This window comes from Entomomonas asaccharolytica (genome assembly GCF_016653615.1).
Classification (GTDB): Bacteria; Pseudomonadota; Gammaproteobacteria; order Pseudomonadales; family Pseudomonadaceae; genus Entomomonas; species Entomomonas asaccharolytica.
On sequence record NZ_CP067393.1, the window covers coordinates 820,408 to 844,236 of the forward strand.

The window sequence follows — 23,829 nt, forward strand, 5'->3', positions numbered from 1 at the left end:
TAAACTGCCCTTTATAATTAGTTGGTACTTTCTTTGATTTCTTTTGGTATTTCTTCAAGTGCATCTTTATAACGTTTTTCTAGGTCTTCGTTTGCACGTGTTTGTCCAGGTGGTAGCGGATCATTGTTACTACCTACCCAACGAGCGATTGTACGGGTAAACCAGTCACGATCTTGTAGTTCTTTTACTACAGGTTTGAAGCTGCCACTGGCAATAGTAGGGTGTCTGGGATAATTTAATTTTAATGTTTCTAAGCTTGCGTTAGCAAGATCATTCATTCCCATTCTTTGGTAAGCTTCAACCATAATAGCTAAACCATCGCCTGTTGATGGTGTGCCATTAAAGTTTTCAACAATATAGGCGCCACGTCTAGCTGCACCAATATAAGCTTGTCTATCTAAATTATAATAAGCTACATGTACTTCATAAGCTGCTAATAGGTTGCGTAAATATACCATTCTGGCTTTAGCATCAGGCGCATAACGACTGTTAGGGAAGTATCTGGTGAGTTGTGCAAATTCATTATAAGAGTCCCTAGCTGCACCAGGGTCACGAGTGGTCATATCTAATGGTAAGAAACGGGCTAAAAAGCTTTGATCTTGTTCGAAAGAGGCTAGCCCTTTCATATAATAAGCGTAGTCAACATTAGGATGATCTGGATGTAAACGAATAAAGCGGTTTGCTGAGTCGCGTGTTGCTTCTGCATCAGATATTCTATAATAGCCATAAATAAGCTCAAGCTGAGCTTGTTCCGCATAACGACCAAATGGATAACGAGATTCTAGTGCTTTTAGTTTAGCAATAGCTGCACTAAAATTTTTATCACTAAGATCTTTTTGCGCTTGTTGGTATAATTGTATCTCAGTAAGACTTTCATCTACTTTGTTAGAGCTTGAACAAGCACTAATTAGGATAAATAGTGAAATAACTAGTAAATGTTTCACACGCATGGTGATAGTGTTCTCTTAAAAATACTGTTGCTATTAATATAGTCTTGCTATGATGACTATTATAACGGTTAGGATAAATTTTTCCTATTTAACCATAAGCTGAGCTTTAAACCAAAGACTATAATTATTTTTTTTATGAATTCAACCAAAATAGAACTAACTGCACAAGTCCCTGCTGAATTAGGTGGGCAACGCCTTGACCAAATAGCTGCGCAATTATTTAGTGATTATTCTCGTTCTCGATTAGCTACTTGGATTAAGGAAGGTAAGTTAACCGTGAATGGTGCAGTATTGAAACCAAAAGATACAGTTTTTAGTGGTGCGCTATTATCATTAAATGCTGAGCAGGAAGCTCAGGGAGACTGGGTAGCACAAAATATTAAGCTAAACGTCGTATATGAAGATGAAGCTTTATTGGTTATAAATAAGCCCGCTGGTTTAGTTGTTCATCCAGCCGCAGGTCATTATGAGGGTACATTATTAAATGCTTTACTTTATCATGCGCCTGAATTACAAAATGTACCTCGAGCAGGTATTGTTCACCGTTTAGATAAAGATACTACAGGTTTAATGGTTGTAGCCAAGACAATAGAAGCACAGACAAAGCTCGTAGACCAGTTACAAGCACGTAGTGTTAGCCGTATTTATGAAGCAATTGTAGCTGGGGTCGTGACTTCTGGTGGAACAGTGGATGCACCGATTAATAGACATGGGGTGCAACGTCAAAAAATGGCAGTAGTGGCTGATGGTAAGAAAGCAGTTACCCATTATCGTGTGTTAGAGCGTTTCAGGGCTTATACCCATATTCGAGTTCAGTTAGAAACGGGACGTACTCATCAAATTAGAGTACATATGGCACATATTAATTTTCCTTTGTTAGGTGATCCTGTTTATGGTGGACGCTTCCGCATTCCCCCCGCTTCTAATCCAACATTAATACAAAGTTTAAAAGAATTTCCTCGACAAGCTTTGCATGCCCGTTTCTTAGAGTTAGATCATCCTACTACGGGTAAACGTATCCGTTGGGAATCTGAATTACCTGAGGATATGGTATGGATGTTAAGTTTATTGCGGCAAGATAGCCAATCATTTGAGGAGAAGTAATGCCAGCAATTGATGAATTATGGATTAAACCTGATTGGCCAGTACCTGCACATGTTAAAAGTTGTGTAACAACACGTGTAGGAGGTGTGAGTACAGGTAATTATAGTTCATTAAATTTGGGGTTACATGTCGGTGATGAACCTGCTTCTGTTGTTGAAAATAGAAGAAGGGTACAACAAACTTTAGGTTATAAAAAAGCCGCTTGGTTAGAGCAGACCCATAGTATTTTAGCTGTTAAGGCCGATGCCTCAAAGGTCCTAAATGCTGATGCAAGTTGGACTGATGAAAAAGATATGGCCTGTGTAGTAATGACAGCGGATTGTTTGCCAGTGTTGTTTTGTGATAAAAAAGGCGATTATGTGGCCGCTGCACATGCAGGTTGGCGAGGTTTATTAAATGGTATATTGGAAGCAACCATAGATTCATTACCCGTTGCTGCTGACCAATTATTAGTTTGGTTAGGCCCTGCTATTGGCCCTAATAACTTTGAAGTAGGTTCAGAAGTGAGAGAGGCTTTTATAGCTTGTAGTACTTTAGCTGAGCAGGCATTTGTAGTTAGTGGTAATCAAGATCGTTATTTAGCTGATATATATCAGCTAGCACGTTTACGTTTAGAAGCTAAAGGCGTTACTGCTGTTTTTGGAGGTGATTTTTGTACGGTAAGTGGTGAGCAGTTTTATTCTTATCGACGCCAAAATATAACAGGACGAATGGCTTCATTGGTTTGGTTAGTATCAGATAAGTAAATAGAGAGAGTTATGCGTAAAAGAAGTTATTCTAGAAAATCTTTACCTCCAAGAGAGTCTGCAACAGAGGCGTTAGCTCAAATTGTTGAGGGCTTTAAGCGTTTTAGAAAAGAAGCATTCCCAGAGCAGCGAGAATTATTTAAAAAGCTTGCTGGTGCTCAGTCGCCACGCGCAATGTTTATCACTTGTGCGGACTCTAGGGTGGTTCCTGAATTAATTACTCAAAGTTCCCCTGGTGATTTATTTATTACCCGTAATGTGGGAAATGTAGTGCCACCCTATGGTCAAAATAATGGTGGTGTTTCTACAGCGATTGAATACGCAGTAATGGCTTTAAATGTACAGCATATTATTGTCTGTGGGCATTCTGATTGTGGGGCTATGCGCGCAGTTATTAACGAAGGTGTATTAGAATCAATGCCTACAGTTCGTGCTTGGTTACGTTATGCAGAAACTGCGCGTACTGTGGTGCGAGAAAATTGCGGTTGTTTAAATGAAGATACTTTAGATGTATTAACTGAAGAAAATGTGGTTTTGCAATTGGAGCATTTACGTACTCATCCTTCTGTGGCTTCTCGTTTGGCTGGTGGAAACCTGTTTATTCATGGTTGGGTTTATGATATTGAAACAGGTGAGATTAAAGCTTTTGATGATAGCTTAGGGGAGTTTTTACCATTAGATGGCGATATTATCCCTATGGCAACGCCGCGTTCAAGATTTATTGATAGGGATTAAAATAAGAAAGCTCTTCAAATGAAGAGCTTTTTTTCGTGGTATATGAGTAATGTGCTATTACTTATACTTCGAAAATAGTTCGGTATAATGTACCTATTGAAAGCATAAGTAAAGGGAAAGTCCAAATTAAACCAATACCAAATGGAATAGCTGAAATCCCTACAATAATCCCTAAAACAATCATTAATCCAAAAACTTTAAACCAACGTTGTGTAATAATTTTACGAGATGCTTCCATTGCTTGCCATGCTGAAACACCAGGGTTATCAACAATAATCCAACTTGTAAGGCAATATGCAACAGCCAAATAGATACCAGGAATAAGCAATAATAACATTCCTATTGATGTTAGTAATGTCGTTAATAAGCATGCAAGAATTATAACGCTAAAAATAGGAAGAATAGAGAAGAAATCTTCTTTAAGATTTATTTGTTGACCTCTCAGACGTTTTAATGCTAACACAATAAACCCTGCTGAAAGAGCATTAATAGCAATATTAACAAAGAAGTTTAGCGGCCCTCCTATTTTAGGAGGTAAAAAGCCTAAAATTAAACCAATAACAAAACTGATAGCAAATATAATTAGAAATGCTAAAAAGAAAGTTAATTTTACGCCATTAACTTGTTGCCAAGCTTTAGAAATAATATCCCCAATACTAAAATCATAGCCACTGGCTAATGCTTGTTCAATAGTGCGTTTTGTACCTAATTCAACGGATTCAGTATTGATACTGTTAGTAGAAGGTGGTTGATAAGGATTTTGCCCTTGGTCCTGCATGATGTTACTCCATGATAATAATACAAATAATTAGTATTGCTAATTGTATCTAGATATTACAATAAGTAAAGACAACAAAGTCATATATTAAGGTTCAGTTAATATATCTAATCAATATAATTAAAATTTAAAGGTTATAAGTTGACTTTTTAATAAAATTAATTAGTTATAATCCGCATATGTAACAAAGGATATGGATTTCCTTGTCCATCTAAAGGTGAACGACCAACAACTTCAAAACCTTGTTTTTGATAAAATGCTATGGCTTGTGGATTTTGTTCATTAACCTCAAGCTGTTTAACTTGAAAATGCTCAATTGCATGTTTTAATAGGGCTTTACCCAATCCTAGTCCTCTATAAGAGGGATCTATAAATAGCATTTCTAATTTATTATCATGTATTCCAGCAAAACCTGTGATTTTTTGGTTATCAGTACGACTACAGAATAGTGTCACCATTGGCAGATAATCATTTAAAACCTGTGGTTTCAGTTCTTGTATTGCTTGTTCTGTTAGAAAGTGGTGAGTAGCTCGTACTGAAGCTTCCCATATTTCTAAAAGAGTAATAAGTTCATTGGGTTGAACAGAAGTAATTAACATAATTATTTCGCAATTTTAATCAGTTTAGCGTAGTAAAAACCATCATGACCATCAATTTGTGGGAATAGTTGACGGCCACAGGGTTGTTTAAACCCTATATTTCCTATATCCAGTTCTCTGGCATTTGAATGATCAGCAAGGAATTTTTGGATGTTCTCAGTATTTTCTTCAGGTATAACTGAGCAAGTAGCGTATACCAGTATTCCGCCAACAGCTAGTGTTGGCCAAATAGCCGTTAATAATTCTCGCTGTAATGTTGCTAAGGGCGTTATATCCTGCTCTTTACGGGTTAGTTTAATATCAGGGTGACGACGTATAACTCCTGTGGCAGAGCATGGCGCGTCTAGTAAAATACGATCAAAGGGTTTGCTATCCCACCAATTTGCTGTATCACGACCATCAGCTACTTTTAGGGTTGCTTGCAAATTTAGACGTTGTAGGTTCTCAGTAACGCGTTCTAAACGACTACTTTCAGCATCAATAGCCACTACTTCTATTAGTTGAGGTTGTAATTCTAAAATATGGCAAGTTTTACCACCAGGGGCACAACAGGCGTCTAATACACGCTGTTGAGGTTTTAATTCAAGTAGATGGGCTGCCAATTGGGCAGCTTCATCTTGTACGCTAAGCCAGCCTTCTACAAAATAAGGTAGTTGGTTGACAGGGCAGGGTGTAAGCAGTTGTATTCCCTCTGTACTATATGAGCAGGGAGTAGCTTGAAGATTGGCTTCGTTTAATAGGTTTAAGTAGTTTTCTCTTGTGGTATGTCTTGTATTCACCCTAAGTGTCATTGGGGGGTGGATATTGTTAGCTTCACAGATAGCTTGCCAATTATCAGGCCAATCTTGCTTAAGACGTTTTTGTAGCCAGCGTGGGTGGGCTGTAAACTCTACTGGATCCTTAGCTAAGCTAGTAAAAATATCGGCGCTTTCTCTTTGGCAATTCCTGAGGACTGCGTTGACTAAACCTTTTGCCCATAGCTTTTTTAGTGTTGTAACACAGCTAACGGTTTCATTAATAGCAGCATGAGCAGGTGTTCGCATATAAAGAAGTTGGTAGAGGCCAATATAAAGTAGGGCTTCTATATCTTTATCTGAGTTTTTAAGAGGTTTTTCCAGTAGTTTATTAAGTAATAATTCTAAGCGGGGTTGCCAGCGTGCTGTACCTAGCGTTAACTCTTGAACAAGTGCTTTATTTGTTTCCTCTACTAAGGCTAACTGTATAGGTAGGGTGCTTGCAAGAGAGGCTTTATTCTGTAGTACAGGTGTTAATGCTTTACAGGCAGCCAGTCGAGGGTTCATTTTCCCAATTCCTGAGTATTATCAAACAGGTCTTTGTGACCATTGTAGACATCCCAAAAAGGCAGTGGTTTACTATTAGCTAGTTGTAGCTTAGTTAGGCATAATGCTTGTAGACCACAGGCTACAATTAATCCTTGTTTAGAGATTTCAAGTATTTTGCCTGCTGTACCTTGTAAATCAACTACTTTTGCTTCTAATATTTTTACAGATTGCCCTTGAATTAAAGTATGACAGATAGGCCAAGGATTAAATGCTCTTACTGTATTTGCCAGTTCAACCGCTGATTTTGTCCAATCAATTTGTGCTTCTTCTTTGTTAAGTTTATGAGCATAAGTGGCTAGGGTATCATCTTGTTGCTCACCTTTCAGTGTATGATTAGCTAAACCATCAATAGCTTCAATAATAGCGCTAGAACCTAATTTAGCTAGTTGATCGTGTAAACTACCGCCTGTATCTTGTTGAGTGATAGGGGTGGTTGCTTTAAGTAACATAGGTCCAGTATCTAAACCTGCTTCCATTTGCATCACTGTTACACCACTTTCTTTATCGCCTGCTTGGATAGCCCTTTGAATAGGTGCAGCTCCTCGCCAACGAGGTAATAAAGAAGCATGGCTATTAATACAACCTAACTTGGGTATATCAAGCACTGCTTGCGGCAAAATAAGCCCATAGGCTACTACTACCATTAAATCAGGTTGTAATTCAGCCAGTTGCTGCTGTGCCTCAATGGTTTTTAAGGTGGCAGGTTGGAAGACAGCAATGCCATGTTGTTCTGCTAATATTTTTACAGGGCTAGCCATTAATTTTTTGCCACGTCCAGCAGGACGATCTGGCTGAGTATAAACAGCAACTAATTGATATTTATTTTGCTTAATAATATTGTCTAAATGAATTGCAGCAAATTCTGGAGTGCCAGCAAAAATAATTTTAAGAGGGGTAGTCATTACTCAGAACGCCCTCTTTTTTCAAGTTTGTGCTGTTTTTCTAGCTTGTTAGCAATACGATTGCGCTTTAATGATGAAATATAATCTACAAAAAGTTTGCCATCAAGATGATCACATTCATGCTGAATACAAACAGCTAATAAATCTTCACAGATCATTTCAAAGGGTTTTCCATCACGATCTAAGGCATTTACTTTAACTCGTTCAGGTCTTTCAACTTCTTCATAAAATCCTGGTACAGAAAGGCAACCTTCTTTGTAAGTATGTGGATCTTCTGACAAAATTTCAATTTTTGGGTTAATAAATACTAAAGGATGTGTACGATCCTCAGTAATATCGATTACAATAAGACGTTTATGGAAGTTTACTTGTGTTGCAGCTAAACCTATACCTGGTGCTTCGTACATGGTTTCAAACATGTCATCAATAAATTTTTGAAGGTTAGCATCAACCGTATCAATAGGCTCTGCAACAGTACGTAAACGTGGATCAGGAAATTCAAGTATGGTTAAAATTGACATAGTACAATAGATTTCATTATAGAAAGTTTAAGAAATAGCTTTATAATACCAGAACAGTTTACACTATAGACTAAATGTTTTCTGTTGTAATTTTACAAATTTAGTGATGATAAAGGAATGCATGGCATGAGGAAATTATTACTCGCCCTTGGTTTACTAGCTTCTAGTGTGTTAGTACAGGCTCAACAAGTTGAACTGAAAGAGAACCATCCTACAACTTACACGGTTGTAAAAGGGGATACTTTGTGGGATATTTCAGGTCGTTTCTTAGCAAAGCCATGGCTTTGGAAAGAAATTTGGCATGTTAATCCTTCTATTAAAAATCCTAATTTGATTTATCCAGGTGATACATTAACGTTAACTTATGTAAATGGTAAACCTAGATTAACAGTAAATCGTGGCGCATCAAGAGGTACAGTGAAGTTATCTCCTACAGTGCGGGTAGAGGCAGGGATGGATGCCATTCCTACTATTCCACTACAATCAATTAACTCGTTTTTATTGAAAAATCGAGTAATGCCCAGCGCAAAAGCATTTGAAACTATGCCTTATGTGGTAGGTGGAGAAAATGGTAGTGTAGTGAGTGGAGCGGGTAGTAAAGTCTATGTAAGAGGTAAATTACCTGCTGGTGAAACAGGCTTTGGTATTTATCGTCAAGCAAAAGAGTTTAAAGACCCTAAAACGAATGAATTATTAGGTGTTAATGCAGACGAAGTAGCTACAGCTACCTTAATTGCTCAGCAAGGTGAAGTAGCGACATTACGCTTAATCAGAACCACACAAGAAGTGCGTAATGGTGATCGTATATTTGCAACAGAAGCACGTAATATTGACGCTAATTTCCAACCAAGCCCACCAAAAACATTGATCAGTGGTGAAATTGTTGATGTTCCTCGCGGCGTAACACAAGTTGGTCAAACAGATATTGTTATTATAAACAAAGGTAGTAGGGACGGTATTGAAATTGGTAATGTATTATCTGTATATCGTTTAGGCGAAACAGTGAAAGACCAAGTTGCTGGTGGAGACGTTAAGTTACCAGATGAAGAAGCGGGTTTATTAATGGTATTCCGTGTTTATGATAAGTTAAGTTATGGTATTGTATTGTCAGCTAATCTTCCATTAAGTGTTGGGGATAAGCTAAGAAATCCGCAATAATTTATCAGGCTTAAAAAAAGAGAGATTTAATCTCTCTTTTTTGTTTTTGTATTATTAATTTTGGAGAGAAAGATGAAATTACTATCTTATATATTCTGTGTAGCGGTTTTATTGCCTCTTTCCGCTCAAGCTCAGTCATCATTAGATATAGGTAAAGATGGCGCAATTGAGATACAAACACCAGATGGATCAGTCACTAGTGGTACAGATGGTTCTAATACCCCCTCTAATAAACAAGGAAAATTATCAACAAAAGGTGATGGTTCAATACCTGTGATTGGTAAAAAAGGTAGTTCTAATATAGATAATGCAGGTAATAAAGCGCTAGATATTAGCTATATTAATGCTTCTTTAGTGGGCAAAGATTTCTCAGGTAAGAAGTTAGCAGGTATTAATTTTACTAATGCCGACTTATCAAGCGCAAATCTAAGAAATACTGATTTAAGTGATGCTCAGTTAACTAATGTTAATTTTAAAAATGCTGATTTAACAAAAGCGAATTTAATGGGCGCAGAGATAACCAATGCTGATTTTACTAATGCAAAATTGGCAGGGGCTACTTGGATCAATGGTAAAGTTTGTGGAGAAAATTCTGTAGGTACTTGTGATTAAGCTGCTTTAACTTTGGATAGATAACTAGTTTTTTCAATTAGTTATCTATTTATCATAAAAAACCAATAAGTAGTAGGATAACATGTATGGAAGTTAGTTTATCCTTTGAAGAATTAGAAGCTCGTCTTATATTACACAGTTTGCCTAAAATAGGCAGTAAACGTTTTTTACAACTGATTGATTATTTCGGTTCAGTTACAGAGGCATTAGCCTCTCAAAGTGCTTGGGTAAGAGCCAATTTACCAAGTAGTTGTCAGTCTATCAATATTAATTTAGGTAAAGAAAGTATTTATAAATCTTTAGACTGGCTAGAGCAGGATAATCACTATGTATTATTTTGGGATTCCGCGGAATATCCTGCCTTATTAAAAGAAATTGCTGATTTTCCTCCTGTACTTTTTATAAAGGGTAATCCTAATATTTTAGAGACTCCACAGTTGGCCATAGTGGGAAGTCGCCATGCAAGTAAACCTGGTTTAGATACCACATTTCAGTTTGCTAAAAGCTTAGCTAGTGGCGGTTTTACTATTACTAGTGGCTTAGCATTAGGGATAGATGGCGCTGCTCATGCAGGCGCTTTGGCAGCGCAAGGTTTAACGATAGGTGTATTGGGCTGTGGACTGCATCATATGTATCCAGCGAGTCATAAAAAATTAGCAAATGATATGGTAATAAATGGAGGGGCATTGATTTCAGAGTTTCCATTAAATGCAGCCCCTCAAGCAGCCAATTTTCCAAGACGTAATCGAATTATTAGTGGTTTGTCGTTAGGTACATTAGTGGTGGAAGCTACATTATCAAGTGGTTCGTTAATTACTGCAAAATTAGCGGCTGAACAGGGACGAGAGGTTTTTGCTATACCTGGTTCAATTCATTATCCTGCTGTAAAAGGTTGTCATCAACTTATTAGAGAGGGAGCAACCCTTGTTGAAACAGTAGATCATATATTAGAAGCATTACAGGGATGGAAAAATATTGCTGTTGCAGAGCCTGAAGAGATAGTAGAAGAAACAACGGTTGTTGATAACCCTTTATTAACCAGTTTACGAGCTGCTCCCCAAACCAGTGAAGCATTAGCAGCAAGTTTGAATTTACCTTTTGAAGATGTGTTGATTGAGCTTACTGATTTAGAGCTTACAGGTAAAGTGGTTTGTGAAGCTGGTATTTGGTATAGCTATTAAGTTTATCTTAGAAAAATAACAATATATTATTTATAGGGCGCAAGAAACTAACCTATAGCTAGTTTCTTATAATAGTATTATTCAGCTAATGCTTTAGCAAGTTTTTGGTGAATACCACCAAAACCACCATTACTCATAATAACAATATGTGCTCCTGATTTTGCTTGTTGCTTAACAGTATCAATAATAGCTTCTAATGAATCACAAACAGTGGTTGGTATAGCTGATTGTTTAACACTGGCAGCTAAATCCCAACCTAAATTAGAGGGTGCATACCAAATAGCTTGATCTGCTTGTGCAACACTTTCTGCTAATCCTGTACGGTGCGCCCCTAGTTTCATGGAGTTGGAGCGTGGTTCAATAATAGCAATAAGCTGTGCATGACCAATATGTTTACGTAAACCATCTAGTGTTGTAGCAATAGCGGTTGGATGGTGTGCGAAATCATCATAGAGCGTAATGCCATTAATTTCTGCTATTTTTTCCATACGGCGTTTAGCATTTTTAAATTGTGCTAAAGCCTGTATAGCTTGTTTGGGTTCAACACCTACATGATTGGCGGCAGCAATACAAGCTAACGCATTATTAACATTGTGTTGACCTGTCATTGACCAAGATACAGTGCCACATAATTGTTTATCGAAATAAACTTCAAAATTTGCACCATCGTCTGTTAATAGTTTTGCTTGCCAGTTACCTTTTTCAGTTGTTTGAATGGGTGTCCAACAGCCCATGTCTATTACTCTTTGTAAAGCTTGTTCAGTGGTAGGGTAAATAATCAGCCCTTCACTAGGAATTGTTCTTACAAGGTGGTGAAATTGTTTTTCAATAGCAGCTAAATCAGCAAAAATATCAGCATGATCATATTCTAAATTATTTAAAATGGCTGTTCTTGGGTGGTAATGAACAAATTTTGAGCGTTTATCAAAAAAAGCACAATCGTACTCATCTGCCTCAATAACAAAATACTTAGAATCACCCAATCGAGCAGAAACTGCAAAATTTTGGGGGACGCCGCCAATTAAAAAACCAGGTTTTAACCCTGCTGCTTCCAATACCCAAGCTAGCATACTACTGGTACTAGTTTTACCATGTGTACCTGCTACAGCGAGTACATGACGAGTTTGTAAGACATGTTCAGCTAGCCATTGTGGACCAGAAGTATAAGTTAGATTTTGATTAAGCATATATTCGATGGCAGGATTTCCACGCTTCATCGTATTTCCAACTATTACTAAGTCAGGAGCAGGCTGTAGGTGCTCAGGCAAATAGCCTTGTAATAATTCAATACCTTGTGACTCTAATTGTGTACTCATAGGAGGATAAACATTGGCATCACTGCCTGTTACTTTATAACCAAGTTCTTTGGCTAAGACTGCTAGAGAACCCATAAAAGTGCCACAAATACCAAGAATATGAATATGCATAATAAAATTTAATAGCTCTATTTTTAAAAAAATAATTATTAAGCAAAAAAAGATAAATAGCTAGTCCCCTCATAATTTGTTACTGAGTGTTTTACAGTAGACATTAGCAGATTATCTAAAAGTATTGGTTATTCAGCATTTTATTTATTGTTATAAATAAATAAATTCTTATAAATCAAAAGGTAGTATTTGTTTTATAAGTTTATGTAATTTATATATCACATTTTGTCCTCTGTGAATTAAGTGAGTCTATTTACACCTTAAGTCGTAAAGAAGTTATTTATTGTGCATGTTAATTTGTCATTATCAGTTTAGAAATTGGAACAATATTTGTGGGTCGGATATTTCCAGTTAAATGTGCTGATAAGATTGCTAAATCAATATTACATAGATATAGGTAGCTAATATGAGTATTCGTGAATTAATTGATCCAAAAAACTCTACATTAATTTTTATTGATCATCAGCCTCAAATGGCTTTTGGAGTGGCTAACATTGATCGTCAACAGCTTAAAAATAATGTAGTGGCTCTGGCTAAAGCAGGCAGAATTTTTAATGTACCTACTATCTATACTTCCGTTGAGACAGAGAGCTTCAGTGGTTATATTTGGCCAGAATTATTAGCTGTTCATCCAAATGTAAAACCTATTGAGCGTACCTCAATGAACTCTTGGGAAGACAAAAAATTTGTTGAAGCAGTAAAAGCAACTGGTCGCCAAAAATTAATTATTTCTGCATTGTGGACTGAGGTTTGTTTAACATTCCCAGCATTGATGGCATTAGACGCTGGTTATGAAGTGTATGTGGTAACTGATACTTCTGGTGGTACTAGTGTAGATGCCCATGAGCGTTCTATTGACAGAATGGTACAGGCAGGAGCGGTGCCTGTAACGTGGCAACAAGTATTGCTTGAATACCAACGTGATTGGGCTCGTAAAGAAACTTATGATGAGGTTATGAGTTTAGTGCGTGAACATAGTGGTGCTTATGGTATGGGTGTCGATTATGCATACACTTTGGTTCATAAAGCACCACAACGTATTGTTGAGTCATAAGGTTTTTTTATAAGTGTTTTATTTAACTATAACTTTTTCCTTTCATTATGCTATTGAATAGGATAACTATCTGTCATCTTTATAAACATTCAGGATGACAGTTTAGGAGGCTATATGATTTATCTCCGTGAAGCTGAAGCAAGGGGTTACGCTAATCACGGTTGGCTTGAAAGCTATCATACATTCTCTTTTGCTGACTATTATGATCCTAATTTTATGGGATTTGCTACGATAAGGGTTATTAATGAGGACCGTGTGCAGCCAGATAAGGGGTTTGGTAAGCATCCTCATAAAAATATGGAAATTCTTTCTTATGTTCTACAAGGAGCAATTGAGCATCAAGATAGTATGGGACACAAAGAACAAGTTAAAGCAGGTGAGTTCCAAATTATGAGCGCTGGAACAGGTTTGCATCATTCAGAATATAACCCTTCCGCTGATGAATTATTACATTTTTATCAAATTTGGATAATTCCTGATAAAGAAAGATTACAACCACGCTATGAAACTCGTAATTTTGCTTCAAAAGTAGGTAAACAACTAATTTTATCACCTGATGCACGTGATGATTCGTTAAAAGTTTTCCAAGATATGCAATTGTGGCGCTGGAAGTTAGAACAAGATGAACGGCATGAATATATTATTCCTGAAAAGCACGATAAAGTTTGGATACAAGTAATTTCTGGTGAAATTATAGTTAATAGTACCCACGCCCATACAAGTGATGGAATTGCCATTGCTGATGAGCAAAAGGTAACTATTGAAGCGGTTAAGCCTAGTGAGATATTAGTATTCGAATTGTCATAAATAAATAATGCAGCTTAATAATTAACTGATCATTGATAAATGTTTTTTATTAAGTTGTTATTTTGGAGAATTTGTAATGGCTACAGAAAGTAATCCAGAGATCATCCTTCATAATGGTCAATTTACCACATTAGATCCTACTAAACCTGTAGCTAAAGCAGTAGCTATTAAAGAGGGTCGGTTTCTAGCTGTTGGCCTAGATGAGGAAATCATTCCATTAGCCAGTTCTAATACTCAGCTTATTGATCTACAAGGGCGCTCTGTACTGCCTGGCTTAATTGATAATCATCTACATATTATCCGTGGTGGCTTGAATTTTAATATGGAGTTGCGTTGGGATGGTGTTCCTAGCCTCGCAGATGCAATGGCAATGTTAAAACAACAAGTGGCTATTACGCCACCTCCGCAATGGGTAAGGGTCGTAGGTGGTTTTACAGAACATCAATTTGCTGAAAAACGCTTACCTACTATTGAAGAGTTGAATGCAGTTGCGCCTGATACGCCAGTATTTATTTTACATCTTTATGATCGAGCATTGTTAAATGCAGCAGCATTGCGTGTTGTAGGTTATACCAAAAATACACCTAATCCTCCTGGGGGAGAGATAGTGCGTGATGCTAAAGGTAATCCAACAGGCTTATTATTAGCTAAACCTAATGCGGGTATTCTTTATGCAACATTGGCTAAAGGCCCTAAATTACCAATGGATTATCAAATAAACTCCACTAGGCACTTTATGCGTGAGTTAAACCGTTTAGGAGTTACTGGCGCGATTGATGCAGGTGGTGGTTTCCAAAACTATCCAGATGATTATGCAGTGATTGAGAGATTAGCAAAAGAAGATCTATTAACGGTTCGCATTGCTTATAATCTGTTTACGCAAAAGCCCCAAGAGGAAAAAGAAGATTTCCTTAATTGGACCCAAACTGCAAAATACAAACAAGGTGATGATTATTTCCGCCTAAATGGTGGCGGTGAAATGCTTGTGTTTTCTGCAGCTGATTTTGAAGATTTCCGTCAACCTCGACCAGATATGCCAGCAGAAATGGAAGGTGAATTAGAAGATGTAGTTCGAGTGCTAGCGCAAAACCGTTGGCCTTGGCGCATGCATGCTACCTACGATGAAACCATTGAGCGTGCCTTGAATGTTTTTGAGAAAGTAAATGAAGAGACACCCTTTAAAGGCTTAAATTGGTTCTTTGATCATGCTGAAACAATCTCTGATAAATCAATTGATCGTATTGCTGCTTTAGGTGGTGGTATTGCAGTACAGCATCGTATGGCCTATCAAGGTGAATACTTTGTCGAACGCTATGGGCAGAAAGCAGCAGAGGCTACTCCGCCCATTACAAAAATAATGGATAAAGGGGTAGCTATTTCAGCAGGCACTGATGCTACTCGAGTTGCCTCTTACAATCCATGGGTATCTTTAGCATGGATGGTAACAGGTAAAACTGTGGGTGGTTTACGTATTTATCCACAGGCTAATTGTTTAGATCGTGAAACTGCATTACGGATGTGGACTGAAAATGTTACGTGGTTCTCTAATGAGGAAGGTAATAAGGGTCGTATTGAAAAAGGCCAGTTGGCTGATTTAATTGTGCCTGATAGAGATTATTTTAAATGCAGTGAAGATGAGATCAGCCATATTGTATCTGATTTAACCATAGTAGGCGGTAAAGTAGTTTATGCAGCAGGTGATTTTGCTTCCTTAGATACACCACCGCCTCCAGCTATGCCAGATTGGTCACCCGTTAATACCTATAAAGGTTATGCAGCATGGGGTTATCAACAACAAGCACAACGTTATCAATTACAGAATATGGCTTGTGGTTGTAGTAATAACTGTGGTGTACACGGTCATAGCCATATTAAATCATGGGGTACTAATTCGCCTACCGATGATTTAAAAAGCTTCTGGGGAGTCTTTGGTTGCTCCTGTTGGATGGTTTAAATGATCTAAACCAATAACACTTATAGAGGGCAATTGTATGATGATGCAATTGCCTTTTTTATTATTTATGCAAAATCAAAAAAGGAATTTACTATGTTGGATAAAATACCCACAGAGCCAGAAATACAACTGTTATTAGGCAGCGTTTGTTATCAAACATGGCTCAATATAATTGACTTTATTAATCAGCATTACCTGATGGGTACTCTATGGAATAAGGGAGGTAAAGCTGCAAAGTATGAATTAAAGTTTCGTCGTAGTAGTAAAACATTATGTGCTTTATATCCACGAGAAAATAATTTTGGTTTTATGGTTATTTTTGGTAAAGCCGAACGGGAAAAATTTGAACAAATCCGTAGTGAGTTTAGCTTGAGTATTCAGCAACAATATGATGAGGCTACTACTTACCATGATGGTAAATGGCTAATGATAGAAATTACTGATATGAGCTACTTTGAGGATATTCAAAAATTATTAATGATTAAGAGAAAGCCTAACAACAAAAAGTAAAGTATAGCGCATGTTTTTATTATGACTTTTAACTTGGTTATTTGGTTGGTTTATCGTACAATATGCGTTTAGTGTATCAACTAAAAAACCAGCGTATATTTTAAAGAATTCATAACGGGATGACGGTTTGCACGGGCATCCCGTTTCTTTACACGCGCCTAAATTCTATATTGGAGGTTCCTTTGTCTACGCCAGCCATACTAGCTCTTGCCGATGGCAGTGTTTTTTACGGTGAGTCTATAGGTGCTGATGGGCAAACCATTGGCGAGGTTGTTTTTAATACAGCCATGACAGGTTATCAGGAGATTTTAACTGACCCTTCATATGCTCAACAAATTGTTACTTTGACCTATCCGCATATTGGTAATACAGGCACAACGGCTGAGGATGCTGAGGCTGGTCAAGTTTGGGCTGCTGGGTTAGTAATTCGTGATTTACCTTTATTGGCAAGTAATTGGCGTAATAAGCAAAGTTTACCTGATTATTTAAAAGAAAATAATGTAGTCGCTATTGCGGAAATAGATACCCGTCGTTTAACACGGATTTTGCGTGAGAAGGGTTCACAGAATGGTTGTATTTTAACAGGTGCAGATGCAACACCAGAAAGAGCTTTAGATTTGGCGCGTAGTTTCCCTGGTATGCAGGGAATGGATTTGGCCAAAGTAGTAAGCGTCAAAGAAGCTTATGAGTGGCGTACCAGTGTATGGAACTTAGAAACAGATAGTTGTCCAGAAATTCCTGCTAGTGATTTGCCTTACCATGTTGTAGCGTACGATTATGGCGTTAAATTTAATATTTTAAGAATGCTCACTGCACGTGGTTGTCGTATTACGGTAGTACCTGCTCAAACCACTGCACAAGAAGTATTGGCATTAAATCCTGATGGAATATTTTTAGCCAACGGCCCTGGTGATCCTGCTGCTTGTGATTATGCTATTAAAGCAATTCGTGAGTTATTGGAAGAACATAATATTCCTATTTTTGGTATTTGTTTAGGTCATCAACTACTGGCTTTAGCCTCTGGGGCTAAAACAGTAAAAATGCCTCATGGTCATCATGGTGCTAATCATCCTGTACAAGATTTAAAAACGGGTGTAGTAATGATAACCAGTCAGAACCATGGTTTTGCTGTAGATGAAGGTACATTACCCAAAAATATTAGGGCTACCCATAAATCATTATTTGATGGCACGTTACAAGGTATTGAGCGCATAGATAAGCAAGCGTTTAGTTTCCAAGGCCATCCAGAAGCTAGTCCAGGACCACATGATGTAGCTCCTTTGTTTGATCGTTTCGTAGCGAATATGGCGGTTAATCGTTAAGGCATAACAATGTTTGAAAGTTTAGGTGTTATTAATTATTGGACATTTTTAGTGGCAACTATAGGTGTTATTTTATTGCCTGGCCCTAATTCTTTGTTCGTATTGGCAACTGCTGCACAAAGTGGTGTATCTAAGGGATATCAGGCTGCTTGTGCGGTATTCTTAGGTGATGCCATATTAATGACAGCCTCAGCATTAGGAATGGCTTCATTACTTAAAACATGGCCTGTGTTATTTTTAATCATTAAGGGATTAGGTGCGCTTTATCTATGCTATCTAGGCTTTATGATGTTAAAAGGTGCTTGGCATAAATTTCATAAGTCTGCTAATGCAGAGATTGAAGATGATGTGACGGTTAAGACCAGTGTTACAAGCCCTTTTAAGAAAGCATTATTATTAAGCTTATCTAATCCGAAAGCTATTTTATTTTGTATCGCCTTTTTTATACAGTTTGTAGACCCTAATTATGCCCATACAGGTTTATCATTTTTAATCTTAGGCTTAACTTTACAAGCCTGTAGTTTTATTTATTTATCATTTTTAATTTTTGCTGGTGTATCTTTAGCGATGTGGTTTCATAAGAGAAAACGTTTAGCCGCTACTGCTACTGCCAGTGTTGGGTTTTTATTTGTTGGCTTTGGCGTTAGACTTGCCACTGCCTAAGTTAGATTAATTGAGAAGCACGAGAGAACCATGCCAAAACGTACAGATATAAAGAGTATCCTTATCCTTGGTGCAGGCCCTATTGTTATCGGTCAGGCTTGCGAGTTTGATTACTCTGGCGCACAAGCATGTAAGGCTCTAAAAGAAGAGGGGTATCGAGTTATCTTAGTGAACTCTAACCCTGCTACGATTATGACTGACCCAGCGATGGCTGATGCTACTTATATTGAGCCCATTAAATGGCAAACTGTCGCTAAAATTATTGAAAAAGAACAACCTGATGCCTTATTACCGACTATGGGTGGCCAGACAGCACTTAATTGTGCCCTAGATTTAGAACGTCATGGCGTGCTAACTAAGTTTGGTGTAGAAATGATTGGGGCTAATGCGGATACCATTGATAAGGCAGAAGATCGTTCACGTTTTGACCAAGCGATGAAAGCGATTGGTTTAGAATGCCCACGTTCTGGTATTGCTCATACTCTTGATGAAGCCTATGGTGTATTAGAACAAGTTGGTTTTCCTTGTATTATTCGTCCATCGTTTACTATGGGTGGTACAGGTGGTGGTATTGCCTATAACCGCGAAGAATTTGAAGAAATTTGTACAAGAGGTTTGGATTTATCGCCAACCAATGAATTATTGATTGATGAGTCATTAATTGGTTGGAAAGAATATGAAATGGAAGTGGTGCGGGATAAAAAAGATAACTGCATCATTGTTTGTTCTATTGAGAACTTTGACCCTATGGGTGTCCATACAGGTGACTCGATTACCGTTGCCCCTGCACAAACCTTAACTGATAAAGAATACCAAATTATGCGTAATGCTTCATTAGCAGTATTGCGTGAAATTGGTGTTGAAACAGGTGGCTCTAACGTACAGTTTGGTATTTGTCCAAATACAGGCCGTATGGTGGTTATTGAGATGAATCCACGGGTATCGCGTTCTTCTGCTTTGGCTTCTAAGGCAACAGGCTTCCCAATTGCGAAAGTAGCGGCGAAGTTAGCAGTGGGTTATACCTTAGATGAATTACAAAATGATATTACAGGTGGCAGAACGCCTGCTTCCTTTGAGCCTGCTATTGATTATGTGGTAACTAAAGTACCTCGTTTTGCTTTTGAAAAATTTCCAAAAGCAGATGCACGCTTAACTACACAAATGAAATCGGTAGGGGAAGTGATGGCTATTGGCCGTACTTTCCAAGAATCTGTGCAGAAGGCATTACGCGGTTTAGAGGTGGGTGCTAATGGTTTTGACCCTAAAGTAGATTTATCTGCCCCAGAAGTTGAAAGTATCTTAAATCGTGAATTAACAGTACCTGGTGCTGACCGTATTTGGTATATAGCGGATGCTATGCGTGCAGGTTATTCGATTGAAAGAATTTTTGATTTAACCAAGATTGATCTTTGGTTTTTAGTACAAATCGAAGAAATTATTAAATTAGAAGAACAGGTTAAAACTCTTGGCTTGGCAACACTTGATAAGCCAATGATGCGTAAATTAAAACGCAAAGGTTTTTCAGATGCTCGTTTAGCTAAGTTATTAGGAGTTAGTGAGAAAGCATTGCGTGCTCATCGTCATAAGTTACAAGTATTACCTGTTTATAAGCGTGTAGATACTTGTGCTGCTGAGTTTGCAACTGATACAGCTTATATGTACTCTACTTATGAAGAAGAGTGTGAGGCTAATCCGTCTAGCCGTGACAAGATAATGGTATTAGGTGGTGGTCCTAACCGTATTGGGCAAGGCATTGAGTTTGACTACTGTTGTGTCCATGCAGCATTAGCTATGCGTGAAGATGGTTACGAAACTATTATGGTTAACTGTAACCCTGAGACGGTGTCTACTGACTATGATACTTCTGATCGTTTATATTTTGAGCCTGTTACCCTTGAAGATGTATTAGAAATTGTACGTGTAGAAAAGCCTAAAGGGGTGATTGTGCAATATGGTGGTCAAACACCATTAAAAATTTGCCGAGCTTTGGAGGAAGCAGGTGTGCCTATTATTGGTACAAGCCCTGATTCGATTGACCGTGCTGAAGACCGTGAGCGTTTCCAACAGATGGTAGAGCGTTTAAATCTTTTACAACCGCCAAATACAACTGCACGTAGTGAGCAAGAAGCGATTGATGGTGCCGAAAAAATAGGCTATCCATTGGTAGTCCGCCCATCCTATGTACTAGGTGGGCGTGCAATGGAAATTGTTTATGATACAGATGAATTAAAACGCTATATGCGCGAGGCTGTACAAGTCTCTAATGACAGCCCTGTATTATTAGATCATTTCTTAAATTGTGCGATTGAAATTGATGTGGATGCTATTTGTGATGGTGAAGATGTAGTGATTGGTGCCATTATGCAGCATATTGAGCAAGCAGGTGTCCATTCTGGTGACTCTGCCTGTTCCTTACCACCTTATTCACTGTCTAAAGAAGTACAAGATGAAATTCGTAAGCAAGTAAAAGCAATGGCTTTAGAGTTAGGGGTGATTGGTTTAATGAATGTCCAATTAGCCTTACAAGCTGATAAGATTTATGTATTAGAAGTAAATCCTCGTGCTTCTCGTACCGTACCTTTTGTATCTAAGTGTATTGGTACATCGCTGGCTAAAATAGCGGCGAGAGTGATGGCAGGTAAGAAATTAAAAGAAATAGGTTTTACTGAGGAAATTATTCCTAAGTATTTTAGTGTTAAAGAAGCCGTATTCCCATTTGCTAAGTTTCCTGGTGTGGATCCTATTTTAGGACCAGAAATGAAATCTACAGGTGAAGTAATGGGGGTCGGTGATAGTTTTGCTGAGGCTTTTGCAAAAGCCCAAGCAGGCGCGAGTGAAATACTACCCAGTGAGGGAGGCCGAGCATTTTTGAGTGTTCGTGAAGAAGACAAACTCATTGTAACCAGTGTTGCGCGCGACTTAGTCGAATTAGGCTTTGAAATCGTGTCAACATCTGGTACTGCTAAAGTAATAGAGAGCGCAGGATTACCTGTTAAACGTATTAATAAGGTAACTGAGGGGCGTCCACATATTGTAGATATGATTAAAAATGGTGAAATTGATTTAATCATTAATACAACAGAAGGTCGTCAATCCATTGCAGACTCTTACTCAATTAGACGTAATGCATTACAACATAAAGTTTGTATTACTACTACTATTGCAGGCGGACAAGCGGTTTGTGAAGCACTAAAATTTGGTGTTGAGAAGAATGTGCGTCGCTTGCAAGACCTACATGCAGGAATAGTTTAACACATGACCAAGTTTCCAATGACTGTGCAAGGTGCAAAAGCCCTTGAAGAAGAATTAAAGTATTTAAAGACTGAACGTCGTCCAGAGCTTAGTAAAGCCATTGGTGAAGCCCGTGAGTTGGGGGATTTAAAAGAGAATGCTGAATACCATGCTGCACGAGAGCAGCAGGGTATGGTAGAAGCTCGTATTAGGGATATTGAAGCGAAATTATCCAATGCTCATATCATTGATATTTCACTTATTCCTCATTCAGGTAAAGTAATTTTTGGTTCCACAGTAGAGATTATCAATATGGATACCAATGAATCTACGGTATACCAAATTGTGGGTGATGATGAGGCAGATATTAAAGAGGGTAAAATATCAGTAAGCTCACCTATTGCTAGAGCCATTATCGGTAAAGAAGAAGGTGAAGTAGTATTAATTCGTATTCCCAGTGGTGAAGTGGAGTATGAAATAATTGAAGTGAAGCATGTCTAATAAGAGATTAAATAGTGTCGAGCGATTTGCTTGGGCATTTTTACAATCTCTGTGGGTGGGAGGAATATGGATAACCTTACTGGTTATTTTCCCTACCATCAACCAATCCGTATTGGCTCCTATTCTTGCTTATAATGTCATAGCAGAATTGGAGCCAAGAATTGTATTGATAATTTTAGTTTGTGTAGTTTTACAACTTTATTTGTTTATTAAAACCTCAGGTTTTAATTCCTTATTCAAGAGCTCAATCGGGCTTACTATATTAGCAGTGTTATTGTCTGCTATTGTGTTTCTAGGTGTTAATAATATAGGGTTATTAGGCTATAAGTTGCGGGGTTTTTTATATTTCGCTATCGCATTACTTGGCCTTTTTTTAATGTTTCATCTACCACCTTGGTTACAGAAACAAAGAGAATTATAATTATCATTTTCTGTTATTAATTAAACATTTATCTTTGCTCTTGTACAATAGTGATCAGGTTTTTGATATATTGCCAATGAGATTCTATAGTTTGCTGTTGCTTAAATATATTATTACTTATAATAAGTCCTTCTAAAATGGTAGTAATATGTGCAGCTAAGTTAACAGCTTGATCAATTTTACCTTCAATTAATATATCTTCAATTAGTTTTTGTAAGTATTGTTTATGTTTTTGTACAAGCTGTTGAATAGAGGGGTGTTCTGGAAACTCTTCATTAGCTTTGATGAATAAACAACCATAAAAATTCTTTTGTTGAAACCATTGCTGATGCCAATCGAATAGCGCCTTTAATTTTTCAATATAACTATTTTTATCATTAATAGTTTGTTGCCATTGTTGACGAAAATCTTTATCTCTACTCATTAGAACATTTTCTATTAAGATTTCTTTGCTAGGAAAGTATTTATACATAGTCATTTTGGAAACTTTTGCTTCATCTCTAATCCTATCAACGCCAATACTATGATAACCATATTTTGAAAACAGGGATAAGGCAGTATTAATAATAGTTTGTTGTTTATTCATAGTTTCTTTTCTTATGGAAGGTTTATTTCAATAGTAAATATCAATTGTAAATGAATTATAAAAATAATACTATACAGATCTGTATAGTGTACAGATCTGTATATTCATGATAAAGGTATTTAATATGATAAAAAGTATTGTAAGTAAGGTAAGAGGAGGTGGAAATCTTCCTGACAAATCTAATTATTATCAAATGATAGTTGGCTTTATAGGAGGTTTATTAGGAATAGGGTGTATTGGTATTTTAGGTACATGGCAAGATGCTCCATTATTGATGGCTCCTTTTGGGGCTAGTTGTGTACTATTATTTGCAGCACCAGATAGCCCATTAGCTCAACCAAGAAATGTAATAGGTGGCCATTTACTATCTAGCTTAGTTGGAATCGTTTTTTTAAAATATATAGGCGTGAGCCCTATTGAGTTAGGTGTTGCTGTTGGTGTGGCGATTGTGCTAATGCAATTGACTCGTACATTACATGCTCCTGCGGGCGCAGACCCTATTTTAATCATTATGATGGGAAATGTTGGTTGGAGTTTTCTTATTATTCCTGTATTAATGGGTAGTATTGTATTGGTATTAATAGCTGTATTAGTCAATAATGTAGGCAAAAGAAAATGGCCAAAATATTGGTAGAAAATAATTAATTAATAACTTTGCATAGTGTTAAAGGTCATTAAAAAACAATTTTGGGTTCTACAAATAATAGATATGATGCACTTTTAC

The 23,829-nt window shown here is 37.4% G+C and carries 24 protein-coding genes; 16 read left to right on the forward strand and 8 right to left on the reverse strand.

Annotation, left to right across the window (positions count from 1 at the left end):
• Nucleotides 1-17: 17 nt before the first annotated feature.
• Nucleotides 18-950 (reverse strand): outer membrane protein assembly factor BamD, encoded by a 933-nt coding sequence (locus JHT90_RS03695; protein ID WP_201094272.1) that lies wholly within the window; start codon nt 948-950, stop codon nt 18-20.
• A gap of 135 nt (nt 951-1,085) precedes the next feature.
• Between JHT90_RS03695 and rluD the strand changes: the two genes are divergently transcribed.
• From rluD to JHT90_RS03710, 3 genes are read left to right on the forward strand one after another with little or no spacing between them, the layout of a single operon-like run.
• The gene (gene rluD / locus JHT90_RS03700; protein ID WP_201094274.1) at nt 1,086-2,054 is read left to right on the forward strand and encodes a 23S rRNA pseudouridine(1911/1915/1917) synthase RluD; all 969 of its coding nucleotides are present in this window, start codon (nt 1,086-1,088) and stop codon (nt 2,052-2,054) included.
• The gene (gene pgeF, locus JHT90_RS03705) at nt 2,054-2,800 is read left to right on the forward strand and encodes a peptidoglycan editing factor PgeF (protein ID WP_201094282.1); all 747 of its coding nucleotides are present in this window, start codon (nt 2,054-2,056) and stop codon (nt 2,798-2,800) included. Before rluD ends, pgeF begins: the two co-directional genes overlap by 1 nt.
• 12 nt (nt 2,801-2,812) lie before the next feature.
• On the forward strand, nt 2,813-3,535 hold the full coding sequence (locus JHT90_RS03710; protein ID WP_201094283.1) for a carbonic anhydrase: 723 nt from the start codon (nt 2,813-2,815) through the stop codon (nt 3,533-3,535).
• 61 nt (nt 3,536-3,596) lie between these two features.
• Here the strand turns inward: JHT90_RS03710 and JHT90_RS03715 are convergent, their stop codons facing one another.
• The 5 genes from JHT90_RS03715 to def form a co-directional block, all read right to left on the reverse strand.
• Entirely contained in the window at nt 3,597-4,313 is a 717-nt protein-coding gene (locus tag JHT90_RS03715; RefSeq protein WP_201094284.1) for a DUF975 family protein, read from the reverse strand.
• A 158-nt stretch (nt 4,314-4,471) separates the two neighbouring features.
• Complete coding sequence (locus tag JHT90_RS03720; RefSeq protein ID WP_201094285.1) at nt 4,472-4,912, reverse strand: acetyltransferase; 441 nt, start codon at nt 4,910-4,912, stop codon at nt 4,472-4,474.
• A gap of 2 nt (nt 4,913-4,914) precedes the next feature.
• Nucleotides 4,915-6,213 carry a 16S rRNA (cytosine(967)-C(5))-methyltransferase RsmB gene (gene rsmB, locus JHT90_RS03725; RefSeq protein ID WP_201094286.1) on the reverse strand — a complete coding sequence of 433 codons (1,299 nt, stop codon included), beginning with the start codon at nt 6,211-6,213 and terminating at the stop codon, nt 4,915-4,917.
• Complete coding sequence (gene fmt, locus JHT90_RS03730) at nt 6,210-7,157, reverse strand: methionyl-tRNA formyltransferase (RefSeq protein ID WP_201094288.1); 948 nt, start codon at nt 7,155-7,157, stop codon at nt 6,210-6,212. The genes rsmB and fmt overlap by 4 nt, the downstream gene beginning before the upstream one ends.
• Complete coding sequence (gene def / locus JHT90_RS03735; RefSeq protein WP_201094290.1) at nt 7,157-7,678, reverse strand: peptide deformylase; 522 nt, start codon at nt 7,676-7,678, stop codon at nt 7,157-7,159. Before def ends, fmt begins: the two co-directional genes overlap by 1 nt.
• Nucleotides 7,679-7,804: 126 nt before the next feature.
• Here def and JHT90_RS03740 point away from each other — a divergent pair, with 126 nt between their 5' ends.
• The 3 genes from JHT90_RS03740 to dprA all read left to right on the forward strand — a co-directional run bounded on the left by JHT90_RS03740 (nt 7,805) and on the right by dprA (nt 10,629).
• Entirely contained in the window at nt 7,805-8,836 is a 1,032-nt protein-coding gene (locus tag JHT90_RS03740) for a LysM peptidoglycan-binding domain-containing protein (protein WP_201094292.1), read from the forward strand.
• A 72-nt stretch (nt 8,837-8,908) separates the two neighbouring features.
• A complete protein-coding gene (locus tag JHT90_RS03745) occupies nt 8,909-9,448 on the forward strand; it encodes a pentapeptide repeat-containing protein (protein WP_201094294.1) in 540 nt (179 codons plus the stop codon).
• Nucleotides 9,449-9,534: 86 nt separating this feature from the next.
• Nucleotides 9,535-10,629, forward strand: coding sequence for a DNA-processing protein DprA (gene dprA, locus JHT90_RS03750; protein ID WP_201094308.1), 1,095 nt, complete (start codon nt 9,535-9,537; stop codon nt 10,627-10,629).
• Between the two features lie 77 nt (nt 10,630-10,706).
• Here dprA and mpl read toward each other — a convergent pair whose 3' ends face one another.
• Nucleotides 10,707-12,056: a UDP-N-acetylmuramate:L-alanyl-gamma-D-glutamyl-meso-diaminopimelate ligase gene (mpl, locus tag JHT90_RS03755; RefSeq protein WP_201094310.1), complete on the reverse strand. Its 1,350-nt coding sequence runs from the start codon at nt 12,054-12,056 to the stop codon at nt 10,707-10,709.
• Between the two features lie 406 nt (nt 12,057-12,462).
• Between mpl and JHT90_RS03760 the strand changes: the two genes are divergently transcribed.
• The 9 genes from JHT90_RS03760 (at nt 12,463) to JHT90_RS03800 (ending at nt 22,519) form a co-directional block, all read left to right on the forward strand.
• Nucleotides 12,463-13,110, forward strand: coding sequence for a hydrolase (locus tag JHT90_RS03760; RefSeq protein WP_201094312.1), 648 nt, complete (start codon nt 12,463-12,465; stop codon nt 13,108-13,110).
• 114 nt (nt 13,111-13,224) lie between these two features.
• A complete protein-coding gene (locus JHT90_RS03765; protein ID WP_201094314.1) occupies nt 13,225-13,917 on the forward strand; it encodes a pirin family protein in 693 nt (230 codons plus the stop codon).
• 76 nt (nt 13,918-13,993) lie between these two features.
• The gene (locus tag JHT90_RS03770; RefSeq protein ID WP_201094316.1) at nt 13,994-15,871 is read left to right on the forward strand and encodes an amidohydrolase; all 1,878 of its coding nucleotides are present in this window, start codon (nt 13,994-13,996) and stop codon (nt 15,869-15,871) included.
• A gap of 93 nt (nt 15,872-15,964) precedes the next feature.
• A complete protein-coding gene (locus JHT90_RS03775) occupies nt 15,965-16,381 on the forward strand; it encodes a DUF3788 domain-containing protein (RefSeq protein WP_201094318.1) in 417 nt (138 codons plus the stop codon).
• Nucleotides 16,382-16,563: 182 nt separating this feature from the next.
• Nucleotides 16,564-17,703 carry a glutamine-hydrolyzing carbamoyl-phosphate synthase small subunit gene (gene carA / locus JHT90_RS03780; RefSeq protein ID WP_201094327.1) on the forward strand — a complete coding sequence of 380 codons (1,140 nt, stop codon included), beginning with the start codon at nt 16,564-16,566 and terminating at the stop codon, nt 17,701-17,703.
• Between the two features lie 9 nt (nt 17,704-17,712).
• The gene (gene leuE, locus JHT90_RS03785; RefSeq protein ID WP_201094328.1) at nt 17,713-18,366 is read left to right on the forward strand and encodes a leucine efflux protein LeuE; all 654 of its coding nucleotides are present in this window, start codon (nt 17,713-17,715) and stop codon (nt 18,364-18,366) included.
• 30 nt (nt 18,367-18,396) lie between these two features.
• Nucleotides 18,397-21,618 (forward strand): carbamoyl-phosphate synthase large subunit, encoded by a 3,222-nt coding sequence (carB, locus tag JHT90_RS03790; RefSeq protein ID WP_201094331.1) that lies wholly within the window; start codon nt 18,397-18,399, stop codon nt 21,616-21,618.
• A gap of 3 nt (nt 21,619-21,621) precedes the next feature.
• Nucleotides 21,622-22,098, forward strand: a complete 477-nt coding sequence (gene greA / locus JHT90_RS03795; protein WP_201094333.1) for a transcription elongation factor GreA — start codon at nt 21,622-21,624, stop codon at nt 22,096-22,098.
• A complete protein-coding gene (locus JHT90_RS03800) occupies nt 22,091-22,519 on the forward strand; it encodes a hypothetical protein (RefSeq protein WP_201094335.1) in 429 nt (142 codons plus the stop codon). The genes greA and JHT90_RS03800 overlap by 8 nt, the downstream gene beginning before the upstream one ends.
• A 28-nt stretch (nt 22,520-22,547) precedes the next feature.
• On the opposite strand, the gene JHT90_RS03805 is transcribed toward JHT90_RS03800, so the two are convergent.
• Nucleotides 22,548-23,105 carry a TetR/AcrR family transcriptional regulator gene (locus JHT90_RS03805; protein ID WP_201094337.1) on the reverse strand — a complete coding sequence of 186 codons (558 nt, stop codon included), beginning with the start codon at nt 23,103-23,105 and terminating at the stop codon, nt 22,548-22,550.
• A 124-nt stretch (nt 23,106-23,229) separates the two neighbouring features.
• Here JHT90_RS03805 and JHT90_RS03810 point away from each other — a divergent pair, with 124 nt between their 5' ends.
• Entirely contained in the window at nt 23,230-23,739 is a 510-nt protein-coding gene (locus JHT90_RS03810) for an HPP family protein (protein ID WP_201094338.1), read from the forward strand.
• Nucleotides 23,740-23,829: the final 90 nt, after the last annotated feature.